15 protein-coding genes and 1 pseudogene are annotated in these 19568 nt (G+C 54.1%); 14 read left to right on the top strand and 2 right to left on the bottom strand.

The window, feature by feature from the left end; translation table 11 throughout:
• Positions 1–125 precede the first annotated feature (125 nt).
• Positions 126–395 carry an excalibur calcium-binding domain-containing protein gene (locus tag NST29_RS13850; RefSeq protein WP_033843280.1) on the bottom strand — a complete coding sequence of 90 codons (270 nt, stop codon included), beginning with the start codon at positions 393–395 and terminating at the stop codon, positions 126–128.
• A 389-nt stretch (positions 396–784) separates the two neighbouring features.
• On the opposite strand from NST29_RS13850, the pseudogene NST29_RS13845 reads away from it, so the two are divergent.
• The 3 genes and pseudogenes from NST29_RS13845 to NST29_RS13835 all read left to right on the top strand — a co-directional run bounded on the left by NST29_RS13845 (position 785) and on the right by NST29_RS13835 (position 2839).
• A pseudogene (locus NST29_RS13845) lies at positions 785–1970 on the top strand (IS701 family transposase).
• Between the two features lie 106 nt (positions 1971–2076).
• Complete coding sequence (locus NST29_RS13840; protein WP_197055016.1) at positions 2077–2421, top strand: hypothetical protein; 345 nt, start codon at positions 2077–2079, stop codon at positions 2419–2421.
• Between the two features lie 205 nt (positions 2422–2626).
• On the top strand, positions 2627–2839 hold the full coding sequence (locus NST29_RS13835; RefSeq protein ID WP_033843282.1) for a hypothetical protein: 213 nt from the start codon (positions 2627–2629) through the stop codon (positions 2837–2839).
• An 81-nt stretch (positions 2840–2920) separates the two neighbouring features.
• Here the strand turns inward: NST29_RS13835 and NST29_RS13830 are convergent, their stop codons facing one another.
• Positions 2921–3607: a Crp/Fnr family transcriptional regulator gene (locus NST29_RS13830; protein WP_033843283.1), complete on the bottom strand. Its 687-nt coding sequence runs from the start codon at positions 3605–3607 to the stop codon at positions 2921–2923.
• A 324-nt stretch (positions 3608–3931) separates the two neighbouring features.
• On the opposite strand from NST29_RS13830, the gene argC reads away from it, so the two are divergent.
• From argC to NST29_RS13775, 11 genes are all read left to right on the top strand, one after another.
• On the top strand, positions 3932–4966 hold the full coding sequence (argC, locus tag NST29_RS13825; RefSeq protein ID WP_033843284.1) for an N-acetyl-gamma-glutamyl-phosphate reductase: 1035 nt from the start codon (positions 3932–3934) through the stop codon (positions 4964–4966).
• A gap of 16 nt (positions 4967–4982) precedes the next feature.
• A complete protein-coding gene (gene argJ, locus NST29_RS13820; protein WP_033843285.1) occupies positions 4983–6215 on the top strand; it encodes a bifunctional ornithine acetyltransferase/N-acetylglutamate synthase in 1233 nt (410 codons plus the stop codon).
• A 12-nt stretch (positions 6216–6227) separates the two neighbouring features.
• Positions 6228–7013 carry an acetylglutamate kinase gene (gene argB / locus NST29_RS13815; protein WP_033843286.1) on the top strand — a complete coding sequence of 262 codons (786 nt, stop codon included), beginning with the start codon at positions 6228–6230 and terminating at the stop codon, positions 7011–7013.
• Entirely contained in the window at positions 7010–8182 is a 1173-nt protein-coding gene (locus tag NST29_RS13810) for an acetylornithine transaminase (RefSeq protein ID WP_033843287.1), read from the top strand. Before argB ends, NST29_RS13810 begins: the two co-directional genes overlap by 4 nt.
• Before the next feature lie 76 nt (positions 8183–8258).
• Positions 8259–9323 carry a carbamoyl phosphate synthase small subunit gene (locus NST29_RS13805; RefSeq protein WP_033843288.1) on the top strand — a complete coding sequence of 355 codons (1065 nt, stop codon included), beginning with the start codon at positions 8259–8261 and terminating at the stop codon, positions 9321–9323.
• Positions 9316–12444 carry a carbamoyl phosphate synthase large subunit gene (locus NST29_RS13800; protein WP_033843290.1) on the top strand — a complete coding sequence of 1043 codons (3129 nt, stop codon included), beginning with the start codon at positions 9316–9318 and terminating at the stop codon, positions 12442–12444. The genes NST29_RS13805 and NST29_RS13800 overlap by 8 nt, the downstream gene beginning before the upstream one ends.
• Complete coding sequence (gene argF, locus NST29_RS13795; protein WP_033843291.1) at positions 12441–13379, top strand: ornithine carbamoyltransferase; 939 nt, start codon at positions 12441–12443, stop codon at positions 13377–13379. Before NST29_RS13800 ends, argF begins: the two co-directional genes overlap by 4 nt.
• Before the next feature lie 191 nt (positions 13380–13570).
• On the top strand, positions 13571–13750 hold the full coding sequence (locus NST29_RS13790; protein WP_031405116.1) for a YjzC family protein: 180 nt from the start codon (positions 13571–13573) through the stop codon (positions 13748–13750).
• A gap of 113 nt (positions 13751–13863) precedes the next feature.
• The gene (clpB, locus tag NST29_RS13785) at positions 13864–16449 is read left to right on the top strand and encodes an ATP-dependent chaperone ClpB (protein WP_339232280.1); all 2586 of its coding nucleotides are present in this window, start codon (positions 13864–13866) and stop codon (positions 16447–16449) included.
• A 132-nt stretch (positions 16450–16581) separates the two neighbouring features.
• Complete coding sequence (locus tag NST29_RS13780; protein WP_033018507.1) at positions 16582–17154, top strand: TetR/AcrR family transcriptional regulator; 573 nt, start codon at positions 16582–16584, stop codon at positions 17152–17154.
• A gap of 90 nt (positions 17155–17244) precedes the next feature.
• On the top strand, positions 17245–19365 hold the full coding sequence (locus tag NST29_RS13775) for an MMPL family transporter (protein ID WP_339232276.1): 2121 nt from the start codon (positions 17245–17247) through the stop codon (positions 19363–19365).
• Positions 19366–19568 lie beyond the last annotated feature (203 nt).

The following is a 19568-nucleotide window of genomic DNA, read 5'->3' as shown; positions in this document are numbered from 1 at the left end:
TGCATACTTTGGAAGTACAAATGTTTAATAGAGGTATACGCAAAAAGCCCTTCTCATTCGAGAAGGGCTTTTTATATGTAAGGTCTTTGCAATAAGTATTTGATGATGCACTAGAAAACGAATGCTTATCGTTCACAAGCGATGAAGTCTTTATCTCGATCCAACTTTTTATTAGCATCATAGAGTGCCTTTGAAACATAAGGCTTGTATTTGGTTTTACCTCCTTTGTTTTTGACAGAAGAAGAGCGAGCGACGCCGCCTGGATAATCCTTGTTTAAAGCTGAACAGTTTTTATACGTTTTAACCTTCGATGCTGCCTCTGCATTGTTGAAAGAATCAAAAGAAAAACCAAGAATTAGTCCTAAAGATAGAAAAGCAACGATTAATTGTTTCATAATAAAAACCTCCCTCTATAATTTACCTTTTTTGTAATATATCATAATTCAATTAATTGTTTCTTTTCAATATAAACAAATATTTGCAAATCGAATACTGTTATTTTGTATTTTTATTAATCGCTTTGAGTAAGATCTTTTTAAGCCTTCACGCTATGCTCACTGATCCGATCACGAATCGCTTTGACTATTGAATCAATATTATAGTCCGGGATATTTCGGATAGTGCGTTTTTTGCTTCCGAACAATCCTTTCATTTCTAAGTAAATAACTGTAGATGAGCAAATTTGCTAACATAAATTGACAACTAAACAAAAAAGGAGACATGAACCCGATTCCTTGGTTAGAATAGATGTACCACCAACTACCCACAAGGAGGTTCATGTCTCATGAATCGATTAGCACATCATCAAGGAATCCACAAGTTTTTCATGACGCTGGGATTGGCGCTTTATTTCTCGAAGCCGGTCATCAAGCATCTCGTTCATCTTGTCGACGCCTTGACGACCAAGGGATTTTCGGGGACATTGACGGATGTCCGGTACTGGAGTTTTCACCCGAATCATCGAACGACACTGAGCCACTTTTTCACGAAAAGCCCTTGGAACGAGGAAAAACTGCTTGAGAAGCTGCAAGAATGGATCCTTCGCCAGATCGAACGCCTAGCCAAACAGGAGAATCAACCCCTTTTTGTTTCGATCGATGATACGATTTGTCAAAAAACGAAGCCTTCGTCACGGGCCGCCCACGCCATTCAAGGGTGTGACTGGCATTTCTCTCACAGCGATCATCAATTGGTCTGGGGGCATTCGCTTGTTTGGCTGATGGTGCATACTTTCTCGCAAGCGTTTCCGTTCGCGTTTCGTCTCTATGATAAGGCGGCGGGAAGAAGCAAAATCGACCTAGCGATCGAGATGCTTTCCTCGCTCAAGGGGAAACGGGCTCAGCCGGTGTATGTGCTCATGGATTCGTGGTATCCGTCCCAAGCGCTCATCGAAGCCTGCCTGAAACAAGGATTCCATGTCATCGCCATGCTCAAGACGAACCGGATTCTCTATCCGAAAGGCATCGCCATCCAAGCGAAGAAGTTCGCCCGCTATATCGAGCCCAACGACACCCGCCTCGTCACGGTGGGGAAGGAGCGTTACCGCGTGTATCGCTACGAGGGAGCGATCCATGGTCTCGATGACGCAGTGGTGCTGCTGGCTTGGAAGGCGGATGAACCGATGACGCCAGATCATCTCCATGTTGTCTTGAGCACCGACCGGGAGCTGAGTGACGAAGACATCTTGCGTTACGATGCCCAGCGCTGGACGATCGAATGCGTTTTCCGGCAGGCCAAAGACCAGCTGAAGTCAGGTGGACCGTGTTCGCCACGTTCGGGCGGTGAAACGGTATTGGGTTGTGGTGCTGTTCGCCTGCGTATACAGCATCGCGGAATCTCAACAAGACCTCTCTTCCGGCCTGGAGCTTCTTCGGTCTCGGAAAGGGCACAGCGTCGTCGAGTTCATCTATGACGCCGCAAAGCAAGATATTCCCATTGATGTGATCAAAAAACAGCTCCATGTCGCCTAAGGGGTCCCCTGTTTGTCTCTTAGGGAATGGAAATTACTGTAATGAAAAATGCTCATCTACAGTCAGTTAGAAAAGCCTAGCGAAATCAGCCTTCTTTTTTGGCGATATGTCGCTGATTTGCTCGTGGCAGCCGTTTTTCACCGGCCCTTTAGATGTTCTTGAATTAGGCCCTGAGGAAAGTCCGGCGGATGCGTTGTTATACAATTCTTATACCATTATTTGGCTACCTCTTTCAATGAAATGGGCAATATGGGGAGAAAGAAGTTATGGGATTTGTGTTTTAGGGCTTCAAAATAAGAACAATGGTGCGGATTTATTGCCGATTTTAAAAACTTGGCGTTTTATTGATCAAACAGTTCTATCATGGGTGGCACTCAATTTTGTAAATCAACAAATTCCACAAGAAATTGCTAATACGTTGTTCCTAAATTATTCTAACGGCATCAAGTAATGTGTAACGCGGAGCGATGGGGGAAGCTGGATGTAGACGGGCGGTGACGAAAGGGCACATCATGCTCTCGAGCATCGTTTCTTAAATCGAAAAGCTTTGTAGCATTGGGATCGCTTTTCATACGTTCTTCCCATCGATCAAGGGAAATTGCCGTTTTTCACCGGCCTCTTAGATATATAAAGGCGATGAAACGATCACGCACAATGTGAACGGCAACCGCTTCCAAGACGGCCAGTATCGGTATGAACGGAGCGCCGCTGATCCGCTTGTCGCGATCACCCGAGAAGGCGAAAGCGCACCGTTTGTGACGTACCAATACGATGAAGACGGCCGCCGCTATTTTTTGCAAGCCAAAAACAACCTGAGACAAGAAAAAGCGGCGGAGGAGAGAGAAATTGTTTGGAGAAGACAACCATGATTGAAGTTTCAAGAGGCTGTCTCCAAAGGGCGTAAGGCGATCTTTGGAGGTCAGCCCCTTCTTTTTTGCCGCACCCGACCGTCAGTCAATGCTGCACAGCTCGGGCGGGCAGCCTTCGCAGGCGATCTCATCGCGCAAGTATTGCAAATGGTGGACAAGAATTTTTCCTTTTTGCACGGAGATGACGCCTTTTTTCCGCAAGTCGCCGAGCATGCGGTTGACGACTTCACGGGCGGTGCCGCAAAAGTTGGCAAGCTCTTGGTTCGTAAGAGGCAGGTCGATCAAAATGCCGTCTTCTTTCATCACGCCGTAGCTGTTGCAAAGGCGGATGAGCGTGGAATAGAGCGCCCCTTTTTTGCCATGCAAAATCAAATCGCGGAATTTCGTTTGCGTTTTGCGGAAATGGAGGCTCATCCATTTCATGAACTCGATGGCCAGCTTCGGGTTGTTGGCGAGCTCTTGTTCGAGCGTCTCGCGCTTAATGGCGGAAACGACGCCGTCTTCCAGCACTTTCGCCGTCAACATGTAGCGGGCGCCGGGGCAAAAGAGCGTCAGCTCGCCGATCAAATCGCCCTCGCTGCAAATGCGCAGCGTCAGCTCTCGCCCGTCCATGTCCATTTTGCTGATTTGGATTTTCCCCGATTGAATATAGTAAATCTCGTCTGCCTTTTCCCCTTCTTGAAACAAGTACGTTCCTTTCTCAAGGCGAAGATCATGTCCAAGTGATGGAAGCCATTTCTGCCATTCACGAGATTCAACCTCGTTCATCGGATCACAACCTTGCGTAGAATGTGTCGCTATATAACAGTGTACAGGAAAAAAGAGGGAAGTCAATATAAGGATAGTGGAAAGATTGAAAACTTGTTGAACATTGGTTGAATCTTTCGTGATCGTCTGTACGCTGGAGTCAATGGGGGATGGATAAAAGAATGGATTCTATCAGTGCAGTTAGGGCAGGTTTGGCCGCTCCGTTGGGAGGTGAATGAGAAAGAAAAAAATTCCTCAAAAATTATTAAATATACATTTGATTTTATTTTTATACAGTATTATAATGGGTACTACATGAGGCACATACGGGTGAGGGGGAACGTCATGAAAGTGGCCATCATCGGGGCGACGGGATACAGCGGTGCGGAGCTGTTTCGCTTGTTGCACGGGCATCCGCACGTTGACCGCTGTGACGTCTATTCGTCGTCGCAAGATGGGATTCATTTGTCGGAAAGCTTCCCGCACATCGGTGATATCGATGATGTGGTGTTGCATAAACTGGACATTGAGGCGCTCGCCAAGTATGACGCGGTCTTTTTCGCCACGCCGCCCGGGGTGTCGGGGGAGTGGGCGCCGGCGCTTGTTGACCGTGGAGTGAAAGTGATTGACTTATCGGGTGATTTCCGTTTGAAAGACGGCGCGCTGTACGCACAATGGTACGGGCGTGAGGCGGCGCCGGCCGCGTATTTGGAGCGGGCGGTGTACGGATTGACCGAGTGGAACCGGGAAGCGATCCGCGAGGCCGAGCTTTTATCCAACCCGGGCTGCTATCCGACGGCGACGCTGCTTGGTCTGGCTCCGCTTGTCAGAGAAGGATGGGTCAGCGAAGACTCGGTCATCGTTGATGCGAAGTCGGGCGTGTCGGGCGCGGGACGGAAAGCAGGGCTCGGGACGCATTTTTCCGAAGTCAACGAAAACGTGAAAATTTATAAAGTGAATACCCATCAGCACATTCCGGAAATTGAACAAATGCTCGGAACATGGAACGAGGCGATGGAGCCGATCACGTTCAGCACCCATTTGATCCCGATGACAAGAGGCATTATGGCGACGATGTACGCGAAGGCGAAACAGCCGCTTTCCCTTAGCGATTTACTAGATTTATATAAAACAAGTTACGAAGATTCGCCGTTTGTCCGCATTCGCAAGCCGGGGCAGTTTCCGGCAACGAAAGAAGTGTACGGCTCGAACTATTGCGACATCGGCCTCGCCTATGATGAGCGGACGGGACGGGTGACGGTCGTGGCGGTGATCGATAACTTGATGAAAGGGGCTGCCGGGCAGGCGGTGCAAAACTTCAATTTGATGATGGGGTGGGATGAGGCGGAGGGCCTCCCATCCTTGCCGATCTATCCGTGAGGAAGGAGAACGAACGATGACAATGACGAAACAAACGGCGCAAGTGACGGCGCTTGCCGATGGAACGATCGTCACGCCGAAAGGATTTCAAGCGGCCGGAGTGCAAGCCGGGCTGCGCTATTCGAAAAACGATTTAGGAGTCATTATCTGCGACGTGCCAGCTTCGGCCGCCGCGGTGTATACCCAAAGCCATTTTCAGGCCGCGCCGCTGAAAGTGACGCAGGAAAGCCTTGCGGTCGAGCAAACATTGCAGGCGGTCATCGTCAACAGCGCCTGCGCGAACGCCTGCACCGGTGCGCGAGGGCTTCGCGACGCGTATGAAATGCGCGACCTGTGCGCGAAACAATTCGGCCTCGCGCCGCATCGTGTGGCCGTCGCTTCAACGGGCGTGATCGGGGAATATTTGCCGATGGAGAAAATCCGCGCCGGCATCGAAACGCTTGTCCCGGGAGCGGCGATGGCGGATGCCGAAGCGTTTCAAACCGCCATTTTAACGACCGATACGGTGATGAAGCGCGCTTGTTACCAAACGACGGTGGACGGCAAAACGGTGACGATCGGCGGGGCGGCGAAAGGGTCGGGGATGATTCACCCGAACATGGCGACGATGCTTGCGTTCATTACGACCGATGCCAATATTTCGCCGCCGGTGCTGCAGGCGGCGCTGCGAGCGGCTACGGACGTTTCGTTTAACCAAATTACGGTCGACGGTGATACGTCGACGAACGATATGGTCATCGTCATGGCAAGCGGCTTGGCTGGGAATCACGAGCTGACGCCCGATCATCCGGATTGGGGGAACTTTTACGAAGCGCTGCGAAAAACGTGCGAGGACTTGGCCAAACAAATTGCGAGAGACGGCGAGGGAGCGACAAAGCTTATTGAAGTGCGCGTGCGCGGCGCGAAAACGGATGACGAAGCGAAAAAAATCGCCAAGCAAATCGTCGGCTCCAACTTGGTGAAAACGGCCGTTTACGGCGCAGACGCCAACTGGGGGCGAATCATCGGCGCGATCGGCTATGCGGATGCCGACGTGAACCCGGACAACGTCGATGTTGCCATCGGGCCGATCGTGATGTTGAAAGGGAGCGAGCCGCAGCCGTTTTCCGAAGAGGAAGCGGCCGCCTACCTGAAAAACGACATGATCGTCATTGACGTCGATCTTCATATCGGCGATGGCGTTGGGATCGCTTGGGGCTGCGACTTGACGTACGATTACGTGAAAATTAACGCCAGCTACCGGACATAAGGGGAGAGAGAAATGGGGAACACGGTCGTGATCAAATGCGGCGGCAGCGTGCTTGATGAGCTGTCTCCCGCCTTTTTTGCCAGCGTGAAAACGATGCGCGAACAAGGGATGAATGTCGTCATCGTCCACGGCGGCGGCCCGGAAATAGGGCGAATGTTGAAAAAACTGGCGGTGCCGAGCGAGTTTGTCAACGGCTTGCGGAAAACGACCAAAGACGTGCTTGCCGTTGTAGAAATGGTGCTCTCGGGCCAAGTGAACAAACAGCTCGTCGCCATGCTCACCCAGCGCGGCTTGCCGGCTGTCGGCGTTTCGGGCGTGGACGGGGGGCTGCTCGAAGCGGAACCGATTGACTTGAATCAACTTGGCTATGTCGGCCGGGTGAAAACGGTTCGTTCCCGTCTTTTGCGCACGATGCTTGAAGCGGGCTACATCCCGGTTATTTCCCCGCTTGGCATCGACCAAAGCGGGCAAACGTACAACATTAACGCCGACACGGCGGCCGGGGCGGTGGCAGCAGCCATCGGCGCGAGCCAGCTCGCCTTTGTGACGAACGTGCCTGGCATTTTGCAAGACGGCGCGCTCGTCGAGGAAGCGACAGCGGAGATGGTCGAGCAGTTGCTCGAAGCCGGCGTCATCACCGGCGGGATGATCCCGAAAGTGAAGGCAGCGCTCTCCGCCTTGTCCGATGCGCTGCCGGAAGTGGTGATCGTCAGCGGCAAAACGCCGTTTTATGAGCAAGGGACATGGCACGGGACAACGATTCGAAAAGAAAACGAAGTGGGGGTCTACTCATCATGAGCGCGCTGTTTCCGACATACAACCGCTGGAAGATTGCTGTGCAATCGGCGGAAGGCACGGTGGTGACCGATGTCAACGGAAAACGATATCTCGATTTTGTCTCCGGTATTGCTGTTTGCAACCTCGGCCATCGTCATCCGCACGTCCAACAGGCGATTGAAAAGCAACTCAATCAATATTGGCACGTATCGAATCTGTTTACGATCCCGATTCAGGAAGAAGTCGCTTCCTTGCTTGTCGCTCATAGCGCCGGAGATTGCGTCTTTTTCTGCAACAGCGGGGCCGAGGCGAACGAAGCGGCGTTAAAGCTGGCGCGCAAACATACGGGAAGGCACAAAGTGATTACGTTCCAGCAATCGTTTCACGGCCGGACGTTTGCGACGATGGCCGCGACCGGGCAGGAGAAAGTGCATAGCGGATTCGGACCGCTCCTTCCGGAATTTATCCATTTGCCGTTCAATGATGTGGCTGCGCTGAAAGAAGCCATGAGCGATGAGATCGCGGCGGTGATGCTTGAGGTCGTCCAAGGCGAAGGGGGCGTCCGCCCGGTGGACCCGGCGTTTTTGCAAACGGCGGCCGAGCTGTGTCAAACATACGGCGCGCTCCTGATCATTGACGAAGTGCAAACCGGCATCGGCCGGACCGGGAAGCCGTTTGCTTACCAGCATTTTGGCATTGAGCCGGATATCATGACGGTCGCCAAAGGACTTGGCAGCGGCATTCCGGTGGGGGCGATGATCGGCAAAGCGTTTTTGCAGGAGTCGTTCGGTCTTGGGGTGCACGGATCGACGTTTGGCGGCAACCCGATCGCGATGGCCGCCGCTAAGGCGACGCTTGAGGTCGTGTTCGATCCGGCGTTTTTGCAAGAGGTGCAAGAAAAGGGGAGCTACTTGCTCGGACGGTTAAACGAGGCGCTCTCCCCGCTTGACATCGTCACGGACGTGCGCGGGCTCGGACTGCTGGTCGGTGTGGAATGTCAAATGGACGTCGGGCCGCTGTTGCCTTTGATTCATGAAAGCGACTTGCTCGTTTTGCCGGCCGGACCGAAGGTGATCCGCCTGCTGCCGCCGCTTGTCGTCACGAAAGCGGAAATCGATCGAGCGGTCGAGATGTTGGCAGCGGTGTTGAAAAACGCGGAGGCGTCGGCCGTGTTGTCACCTGATGGTTGAAGGGGCTCGTTTTTATTCCTGTTCATGCATAAAAATTCCCTAACGGTTATAAAAATCAAACGATGAGGTGGCGCCAATGAAAGCGTACTTGCATCTGGCCAGCGGAAAAACGTTCAGCGGCGAGCTCGCCGTTCCGCTGGCGGAAAAGGTGAGCGGGGAGATCGTCTTTTTCACCGGCATGACCGGGTACCAAGAGGTGCTGACCGATCCGTCGTATAAAAATCAAATGATCGTCTTTACGTATCCGCTCATCGGCAATTATGGCATCAATGAAGAAGACTTTGAAAGCAAGCGCCCGCATGTGGAGGCGGTCATCGTCTACGAGGCGAGCCGTGAAGGGTTTCATTACGGGGCGAAATACAGCCTGGCAGAATATTTGCGGCATTGGAACATTCCGCTGCTCACCCACGTCGATACGCGCGCCCTTGTCAAAGAAATCCGCACCGAAGGGACGATGATGACGGAGTTAAGCTTGTCGTCCGTTCCCTCTGTCTTCCGTGAAGAAGCAGCGTTCCCGGTGCGCGCTGTGTCGACGAAACGAATGGAGACGTATGGCCGCGGGGGGCCGCATATTGTGCTTCTCGATTTCGGCTATAAAAAATCGATTTTGCGCTCGCTCGTTGCGCGCGGCTGCCAGGTGACGGTCGTGCCGCACGATACGACGCCGGAAGCGATTGAGGCGCTCAAGCCGGATGGGCTTGTCCTCTCCAACGGCCCTGGCGATCCGAAACAGCTGCGCCATCAACTTCCCGTTATTCGCCAGCTGATCGATCGGTATCCGACGCTCGCCATCTGCCTTGGCCATCAGCTTGTCGCCCTGGCGTACGGGGCGGATACGGAAAAGCTCCGCTTCGGTCATCGCGGAGCGAATCAGCCGGTGTGGGACGCGGTGAAACAAAACGTCGTCATGACGTCGCAAAACCATAGCTATGTTGTCAAAGAGGACAGTTTGGCGGCCACACCGCTTGCCATTCGCTTCATCAACGTCAACGACGGCTCCATCGAAGGGATGATCCATCGCCATAAGCCGATTTTATCGGTGCAATACCATCCGGAGGCGCATCCGGGGCCGCACGATACCGGCTATATTTTCGATGAGTTTTTGCAAACCGTCGCAAAGGGAGAGAAAGTCTATGCCTAAAGATTCCTCGCTTCAATCGATTCTCCTGATCGGGTCGGGGCCGATCGTCATCGGCCAAGCGGCTGAGTTTGACTATTCCGGCACGCAGGCGTGCATCGCCTTAAAAGAAGAAGGATACCGCGTCATTTTAGTGAACAACAATCCGGCGACGATCATGACCGATGACGTCCACGCCGATGCCGTCTATTTCGAACCGCTCACCGTCGACGCCGTCGAAGCGATCATCGCCAAGGAACGGCCGGATGGGCTGCTGGCCACATTCGGCGGCCAAACCGGGCTCAACTTGGCGTTTCAGCTGCATGAAGCCGGCGTGCTGGAAACATACGGGGTGAGACTGCTCGGAACACCGATTGAAGCCATTCAGCGCGGAGAAGACCGCGAAGCGTTCCGCGCGCTGATGCAAGAGCTTGGCGAACCGGTGCCGGAGAGCGAAATTGTCACAAGCGTCGAAGAAGCGGTCGCGTTTGCCGAAAAAATCGGTTTTCCGATCATTATTCGTCCTGCCTATACGCTCGGTGGGACGGGCGGCGGCATTGCCGACAACATGGAGCAGTTCATTGCGCTGGTGGAAAAAGGCTTGGCCGAAAGCCCGATTCGCCAATGTTTAATCGAGCGGAGCGTCGCCGGATTTAAAGAGATTGAATATGAAGTGATGCGCGACCAATCGAATACGTGCATCACGGTTTGCAATATGGAAAACGTTGATCCCGTCGGCATCCACACCGGCGATTCGATCGTCGTCGCGCCGTCGCAGACGCTGACGGATGAGGAATACCAAATGCTTCGTTCTTCAGCGGTGAAAATCATTTCGGCCTTAGGGATCATCGGCGGCTGCAACATTCAATTCGCCCTTGATCCGAACAGCAAGCAATACTACTTAATCGAAGTCAACCCGCGCGTCAGCCGTTCGTCAGCGCTCGCCTCGAAAGCGACCGGCTATCCGATCGCCCGCATCGCCGCCAAACTGGCTGTCGGCTATACGCTGGCCGAACTCGTCAATCCGGTGACGAAAACAACGTATGCCAGCTTCGAGCCAGCCTTGGATTATGTCGTCGTCAAGTTTCCGCGCTTGCCGTTTGACAAGTTTCCGCATGCGGACCGCAAGCTCGGCACGCAGATGAAGGCGACCGGAGAAGTGATGGCGATCGACCGCAACATGGAGCGAGCGTTCCAAAAAGCGGTGCAGTCGCTTGAAGGCAAAAACAACGGGCTGTTTTGGCCGGAACTTGCGGCGAAAACGAACGATGAGCTGAAACAACTGCTTGTTGACAAAGACGACCGCCGCTTTTTCGCTATCTTGGAATTGCTCCGCCGCGGGGTGACGGTCGAAGACATTCACACATGGACGAAAATCGACCGCTTTTTCCTTCGCTCGTTTGAGCGGCTCGTGGCGCTCGAAAAACAGGCGACAGCTGCGTCAATCGATACGATTGATGAAGCGACCTTCCGCTTTTTGAAAGAAAAAGGATGCAGCGACGCCTTTTTGGCCGAAACGTGGGGCGTGACCGAGCTTGACGTGCGCCGCAAGCGGAAAGAGCTTGGCATCGTGCCGTCGTACAAAATGGTTGACACGTGTGCGGCCGAGTTCCATTCGGAAACGGATTACTACTACTCGACGTATTTCGGCGAAGACGAGCGGAAGAAAGCGAGCGGCAAGGAGAAAGTGCTGATCATCGGCGCCGGACCGATTCGCATCGGCCAAGGGATTGAGTTTGATTACAGCTCTGTTCACAGCGTGTTCGCGTTGCAACAAGAAGGGTATGAGACGGTGATGATCAACAACAATCCGGAAACGGTGTCGACCGATTTTGCCGTCGCTGACCGCCTGTACTTTGAGCCATTGACCTTAGAGAGCGTCCTCGATGTCATGGAAGCCGAACAAATCAAGCATATCATTGTTCAATTCGGCGGCCAGACGGCGATCAATTTGGTCAAAGGACTCGAGGAAGCCGGTGTGCCGCTGCTTGGCGTCACCTACGAGATCATTGACCAGCTGGAAGATCGCGACCGTTTTTACCAGTTGCTTGAGGAGCTTGACATTCCGCACGTCCCCGGCTTGATGGCGAACAACGCCGAAGAGCTCGTCGCCAAAGCGGCCGCGATCGGCTATCCGGTGCTGCTTCGCCCGTCGTATGTGATCGGCGGCCGCGGCATGTTCATCGTCCGGAACGAGATCCAGCTTGCCGCGTTGATCGAACAAGGTGAGTTGACGTATCCGATTTTGATCGATGCGTATTTGGACGGGAAAGAGGCGGAGGCAGACATCGTGACAGACGGAACGGACCTGTTGCTGCCGACGATCATCGAACATGTCGAAAAAGCCGGCGTCCACTCCGGCGACAGCTACGCTTGGCTGCCGGCGCAGACGCTCACAGACGAAGAAAAAGCGAAAATCATCGACTATGCGGGCCGGATTGCCAACAAACTCGGCTTCAAAGGAATCATGAACATTCAATATGTCATTGCCGATGGCCATGTGTATGTGCTTGAAGTCAATCCGCGCGCGAGCCGGACGGTGCCGATCGTCAGCAAAACGACCGGCGTGCCGCTGGCGCAAATTGCGACAAAATTATTGCTTGGGAAATCGCTTGTCGACATGGTCGATGAAAACATGCGTAAATTGGCGGTCATGCCGTACGTTGTGTTGAAGTACCCCGTATTTTCCACGTACAAACTGCCGGGCGTTGACCCGACCGTTGGGCCGGAAATGAAATCGACCGGTGAAGGCATCAGCATCGCCGCGACGAAGGAAGAAGCGGCGTACAAGGCGTTTTACGCCTACTTGCAAAAGAAAGCGAACGCCAATGAAATGTACGTCATCGGCGGCATCGATGAAGCGCTGGCGGCGGAAATCGAAGCGAAACAGCTGGTGATGGTATCCGAGCTCCCGTTTGCTGAGTGGGTGAAACGCGATACGGCGCTGGCGGTGATCGACTTGGGCAAAGAGGAAGGCGAGGCGCCGAAACGAATGGCTGCATTGTCCCGACAATTGCTCGTCTTCACAGAGCCCGAGACGTTGAAGCTCTTCTTGCAGGCGCTCGCTGTCGATCAGCTCGATGTGCAGCCGATTTACAGCTGGCTGGAAAAGAAAAAACAGGCAGAACAGGCGGTGATTTTATGAATGCAGTCATGTCACTGAAAGGAAGAGATGTGTTAACGCTGCTTGATTTTTCCACAGATGAAATTTTCGATTTGTTGGCGCTCGCCGCCGACTTAAAGGCGAAACAAAAAGCAGGGATTCCGTATACGCCGCTTGTCGGCAAAACGATGGCGATGATTTTTGAAAAGCCGTCAACGCGCACGCGCGTGTCGTTTGAAGTCGGCATGATCCAGCTCGGCGGCCAAGCGCTCTACTTGAATGGCAACGACCTGCAGCTCGGCCGCGGCGAAACGATCGCCGATACGGCGCGCGTCTTATCGCAATACGTGGATGTCATGATGATCCGGACGTTTGCCCACGAAAAGGTCGAAGAATTGGCGGAATACGCGTCGGTTCCGGTCATCAACGGCTTGACCGATGACGACCATCCGTGCCAAGCGCTGGCGGATTTGCTGACGATTTATGAAGTGAAAAAAACGTTCCAAGGCCTCAAGCTCGCCTATGTCGGCGACGGCAACAACGTCGCCAACGCGCTCCTAGCAGCCGCGGCGAAAGTGGGCATGGATGTGGCCATCGCCTGTCCGCCCGGCTATGAACCGAAAGCCGCCTATGTGGAGGCGGCGCGCCAAATAGGGGAAAAAACGGGCGCCGCTGTCACGGTGACCCACGACCCGCTTGAGGCCGTGGCGGGGGCTGATGCGATTTATACCGATGTCTGGACGAGCATGGGCCAAGAGAGCGAAAGCGCCGAGCGGCTTCGCGTGTTTCAGCCGTACCAAGTGAATGAAGAGCTCGTCAAAGCGGCCAAACCCGATTACCTCTTTTTGCACTGCCTGCCGGCCCACCGCGGCGAGGAAGTGACCGCCGGCGTTATAGACGGACCGAACTCGTTCGTCTTTGAGCAGGCCGGCAACCGGCTTCATGCTCAAAAAGCGATTTTAGTGTCGATCCTATAGAAAAAGGAATTCCCGCTTCGGGAGTTCCTTTTTCGCTCTTACTAAGGAAAAAGGATTTCCGGAGGGGAACACTTTTTCCTTGTCAAAGGCTTGGCGCTCCGTGTGCGGCGGCCCCATCATTTCCCTTCTTATGAACAGCGGCGAAACCGGGAATGCTAACAAATGCAATCGAAGCAAGGGGGATGAAACCAATGGGTCAACCGCGCCATTTTAAACCGGGAGACAAAGCGCCGAACAACGGCATTTACATTGAGATCGGCGAAACGGGAGACAATGTGAAACATCCAAAAAAGCTGAAACTAAAAGCCGGCGATACGTTTCCGGAAACGTCGAACCATAACCGGCATTGGACGTATTTGCGCAAGCCGTAAGGCCGATGAAACGAAAAGCCATTCCCATCGCGGAGTGGCTTTTGGTTTGCTTACCGGGCGGTGGATCCGCTATAATCATTTATAGTCAAAAAAGGTCAAATGGAGGGAACGGCATGGATGCAAGCCGTTTGACGGAAAAACTGCAAGAGGCGTTCATGGCGGCGCAATCGCTCGCCAAAGAACGGCATCATCAACAGCTCGATGTCGAGCACCTGCTGTTGGCGCTCTTTGAACAAGAAGGCGGCCTGGCGCCGCGGTTGTTGGAGCTTTCGGGCGCTGACAAGGAAAAGGCCGCTGACTGGCTGCGCCACCAGCTTCGTCAAAAACCGGAAGTGCATGGGGCGGACGGGCAGCTGTATGTTGCGCCCGCCTTGGCGCGGCTGCTTGAGGAAGCCGAAGCGGAAGCAAAACGGATGCAAGACGAGTACATATCGGTTGAACATGTGCTGCTCGCGTTGCCTCGCGGCGCCGAGCCGGTCGCCCGGCAGCTGGCGCCGTTTGGGGTGACGCGTGAAGCGCTGTTGGCCGCACTGACAAAAGTAAGGGGGAATCAACGCGTGACAAGTCCGAATCCAGAGGCGACGTACGAGGCATTGACCAAATACGGCCGCGATTTAGTGGCGGAAGCCAGAGCAGGGAAAATCGACCCGGTCATCGGCCGCGACAGTGAAATTCGCCGTGTCATCCGCATTTTGTCGCGCAAAACGAAAAACAATCCGGTGTTGATCGGCGAGCCGGGCGTGGGGAAAACGGCCATTGTGGAAGGGCTCGCCCAGCGCATCGTGCGCAAAGACGTCCCGGAAGGCTTGAAAGACAAAACGATTTTCGCGCTTGATATGAGTGCGCTTGTTGCTGGAGCGAAGTTTCGCGGTGAATTTGAAGAGCGGCTGAAAGCGGTGCTCAATGAAATCAAAAAAAGCGACGGCCGCATCATTTTGTTCATTGACGAGCTGCATACGATCGTCGGCGCCGGCCGGGCCGAGGGGGCGATGGACGCCGGCAATATGTTAAAGCCGATGCTCGCCCGCGGCGAGCTGCGCTGCATTGGAGCGACGACGCTTGATGAGTACCGGCAATACATCGAAAAAGACCCGGCGCTCGAGCGCCGCTTCCAACAAGTATTGGTCCAAGAGCCGAGCGTCGAAGACACGATTTCGATTTTGCGCGGGCTGAAAGAGCGGTACGAAGTGCACCATGGCGTGAAAATTCACGATCGCGCGCTCGTCGCGGCTGCGGTGTTGTCCGACCGTTACATCTCTGACCGCTTTTTGCCTGACAAAGCGATTGATTTGGTCGATGAAGCGTGCGCGACGATCCGCACGGAAATGGATTCGATGCCGTCCGAACTCGATGAAGTGATGCGCCGCGTCATGCAGCTCGAGATTGAAGAGGCGGCCTTAAGCAAAGAAACGGATGAAGCGAGCCGCGCGCGGCTTGCGGCATTGCAAAAAGAACTCGCTGATTTGCGCGAAAAAGCGAACGCCATGAAAGCAAAATGGCAGCAGGAAAAAGAAGCGCTTGACCGCGTCCGCCGTCTGCGTGAGGCGCTCGAGCGGGCCAAACGCGAACTGGAAGAGGCGGAAAACGACTATGATTTAAACAAGGCGGCCGAGCTTCGCCATGGCCGCATTCCGCAGCTGGAAAAGCAACTCAAACAGCTTGAGCAAGAAATCAGTGAGCAAAGTGAAGGGAAATTGCTGCGTGAAGAAGTGACGGAAGAAGAGATTGCCGAAATCGTGTCGCGCTGGACGGGCATTCCGCTCACCCGCCTTGTCGAAGGGGAGCGGGAAAAGCTGCTTCGCCTTCATGAATGGCTGCACAGGCGGGTCATCGGTCAAGAGGAGGCGGTCGGGCTCGTCGCCGATGCCATCTTGCGGGCGCGCGCCGGCTTGAAAGATCCGCACCGCCCGATCGGTTCGTTTTTGTTCCTCGGACCGACCGGCGTCGGCAAAACGGAACTGGCCAAAGCGCTCGCCGAAGCACTGTTTGACAGCGAGGAGCAACTCATTCGTTTGGACATGTCCGAGTATATGGAAAAACACGCTGTCTCCCGCTTGATCGGAGCGCCGCCCGGCTATGTCGGCTATGAGGAAGGCGGCCAGCTGACCGAGGCGGTGCGGCGCAAGCCATATTCCGTTCTGTTGTTTGATGAAATCGAAAAAGCGCATCCGGACGTGTTCAACATCCTGCTGCAGTTGCTCGATGACGGACGGCTCACCGATTCGCACGGGCGGACGGTCGATTTTAAAAACACGGTCGTCATCATGACATCGAACATCGGCTCGCCGCTGTTGTTGGAAAACAAAGAGGGCGGCATCGATGAGGGCACGCGCAACGAAGTGCTTGGCCAATTGCGCGCCCATTTCCGCCCCGAGTTTTTAAACCGCATCGACGATATCGTCTTGTTCAAGCCGTTGTCGATGAACGAAGTAAAAGGCATCGTCGACAAATTCGCCCGCGAATTGTCGGGCCGTTTGGCCGATCGGCATATCGAGCTCGCGCTGACCGAAGCGGCGAAGCAATACATCGCCGAAGCGGGCTTCGACCCGGTATACGGCGCCCGACCGCTCAAACGGTTTATGCAAAAGCAAATCGAAACGCCTCTCGCCAAAGCGTTGATCGCTGGGAAGGTGAAAGAACATAGCGCCGTGACGGTCGATGTCGAAGACGGCACGATCATCATCCGGCCGTCTTCGTGAGCGCGGCTGCGGCTCTGCAAGTAAAAGAGGAACATGTGCCTGCCGGAGAAAAAGAAGCCCCAACGGTGGTGGGGGCTTCTTTTCTTCGTCGGGCGGTGGGCGTATAATGGGGAGCGAAAGGAGGGCTTCCGGGTGGCACGGGAACGGAAGATTTCGCTGACAGAACTGTTTGCCCAAACGAAACAACTTCTTCTCGAACACGGATACGAAGGATTTACGTTCGGCCTGCTCGCTGATCGGCTCGGAGTCGCGCGCAGCGCCATTTACAAATATTTCGAGAACAAAGAGGAATTGATCACCGCCTATATGGTCGACGAAATGGAACAAGTGTTTGAAAAGCTCACCCGCATTCACGATTTTCCAGCGTTTGAAGAGCAATTTCGCTTTTTGCTCGATTTGATTTTATACCACGATGACCTACATGAGATGATTGCCATCGGAAAGAAAATTCCCGAGACTCACCCGAAAGTGAAGGAAAACAAACGCCGTCTCGCGCAATTTCACGAGCGGATGTATGACGAAGTGCAGCCGGTGATTCAGCGAGGAAAACGGGAAGGGAAAATGAAACCGCATCTTCCTGATCGGGTGGTTCTAGGGTATATTTTCCAGTCTGCAGCGGTCCCTCATTTTCCCGGTATTTCGTTGGCGGAATGGGCGGAAAGCATTCGCGAAATCATTATGCACGGTGTGTTGAACAGAAATTGACAACAGTGTCACTTTCCCCTTATCATGAAATTGTGCTGAAAGTGACGAATGTGTCACTTTGCGCAAACTAGGAAAAACGGGGGAATGGATATGAGCAGATGGCTGCGCGCTGTCACGGATTGGGTGGCGACAACAAAAGGCATGTGGTGGACGTTGGCGTTGTGGCTGGCGGCGATCGGGGCATTAGCCGCATTGGCGCCCAACGTGAAGCAATACGAAGCATCCAGCATCGAAACGGTGCCGAAAGAGGCGCAGTCGATGGTGGCGCAGGCGAAAGTCGATCGGTATTTTCAGGCCGATGACGGCATTCCTGCTATTTTCGTGTTTCGCTCAGAAAAGGAACCGGTCTCCAAAGACGCGCTGCAGCGTTTGCTGATGCAAATTCAACAGCAGCATCAAGAGGCGATTGAAAAGCTTGTTCCGGTCGCTTCTCTTCCGCCGCAAGCGGCCGCCAGCTTTTTCGCCAAGGACGGGAAAACCGTTGTCGTTCCTGTGACGTATAAAGGATCGTTGGAATCGAAAGAGATCGAGGCGTTGAACAAAGACATTCGGCAGCTGGTCAACAACAAGAGCGCTATGAAACTGTATATTACCGGACCGGCCGGCATTGCGGCCGATACGCTCGCCTTGTTTTCGCGCGCGGATGTCGTCCTCCTCTTGTCAACGGTCGGATTGATTTTAGTGCTGCTGATCGTCATTTACCGCTCGCCGCTCTTGGCGCTGATTCCGCTTGTCGTCGCCGGGATGGTGTACGGGGTGGTCGGGCAGCTGCTCGGGCTGTTAGGGCGAGGGGGGCTCGTCATCTCGAAACAAACGGTGTCGATCATGTCCATTTTGTTGTTTGCGGCGGTCACCGATTATTCGCTGTTTATCTTTTCCCGCTACCGCGAGGAACTGAAACGGCATGAGGACAAGCGGGAAGCGATGAGGCAGGCGATGCGCGAAACCGGGCTGCCCGTGTTGTTTTCCGGCGGCACCGTGTTGGCGGCGATGCTCGTGTTGTTTTTCGCGAAATTGGGCGATTACCGCAATTTCGCCCCCACGTTCGCCCTGGCGATGGCCGTCATTATGATCGCGTCGGTGACGTTGATTCCAGCCTTGTTCACGTTGTTTGGGCGCAAAGCGTTTTGGCCGAACATTCCGCGCGTCGGTGAGAACAAAGCGAGGGGAAGACGGACGCTTTGGGAAACAGTCGCTCGCTTTGTCGCCGCCAAGCCGCGTCTGACTGTAGCGGTCATTGGAGCGCTGTTGGTGGTGCTCGCTAGCCATTCGCCTTTTTTGCGTTATGAGTATGATTTGATCAAATCGTTCCCGCAAGATATGCCGTCGCGCCAAGGATATGAGTTGCTCGAGAAGCATTTTGCCAAAGGGGAGTTGGCGCCGACAACGGTGTTGTATGAAGGAAAAGAGGCGCTGTCCCCGCAACAGCTTGCCCGGCTGCAGGACGAACTCGGAAAGCAGCCGCTTGTCAGTGAGGTGCGCCCGGCCGGCACGGCGGATGACGGGCGGGTCGTCTCGTTTACGCTGACGTTTCGGGAAAACCCGTACGAGGCGAAAACGCTCGATGCGCTAGAACGGATCATCGAGCGGAAAGAAACGATTCTCAACGAAAGCGGGCTTGACGGACGTCTCTATTTCGCCGGAGAGACGGCGGCGAAGGTGGATGAGCGGGCGCTGAACCATCGCGATACCGCTGTCATCGTTTCGCTGGAGACGGTGCTCATTTTCCTTTTGCTGTTCGCGCTGACAAAATCGGTTAAGCGGTCGCTGTATATGATCGGCACGATTCTTGTCTCATTCGCGTCCGCGCTCGGTCTTGGCATTTGGCTCGCCGATGGCTTGTTTGACATCAACGCCGTCAGCGACCGCGTGCCCATTTATGCGTTTGTCTTTTTGGTGGCGCTTGGCATTGACTATAACATCATACTCGTGTCGCGCTTTCAAGAAGAGTGGCGAACCCATTCTGTCAAGGGGGCGGTTGAGCGAGCGGTCGCCCACACTGGCGGTGTCATTTCGTCGGCCGGCCTCATTTTGGCGGCGACGTTTGCTGTGCTGATGACGCAGCCGGTTCAGCTGTTGTTCGTGTTTGGCTTTCTTGTGGCCATCGGCATTTTGCTGGATACGTTTTTGATTCGCGGCATGTTGCTGCCGGGGCTGATCGTTTGGTTGGAAAAGGAGCGCACGGAACGTCCGCAGCCCGGAAATGGCTGATCATCCGGCGCGTTTCGCTATAGCCATCCGGATGATTCTGACCCTGTTCAATCGGGCGGCTCGCTTCATCGCCAACTCGAGAAAGGAAGGGAACGGTCGGAGACGGAAACCGGGGCGTTCGAATATGTGGCTATGAAGAAAGCAGGGAAAAACCGGGTTCCTGTTAGATTTTTCGGCTTCGGATGTAAGAAGGCGGATGGGCT

The organism is Geobacillus sp. FSL W8-0026 (genome assembly GCF_037966255.1).
GTDB classification, from domain to species: Bacteria; Bacillota; Bacilli; order Bacillales; family Anoxybacillaceae; genus Geobacillus; species Geobacillus icigianus.
This window is presented reverse-complemented; position numbering and strand designations above follow the sequence as displayed.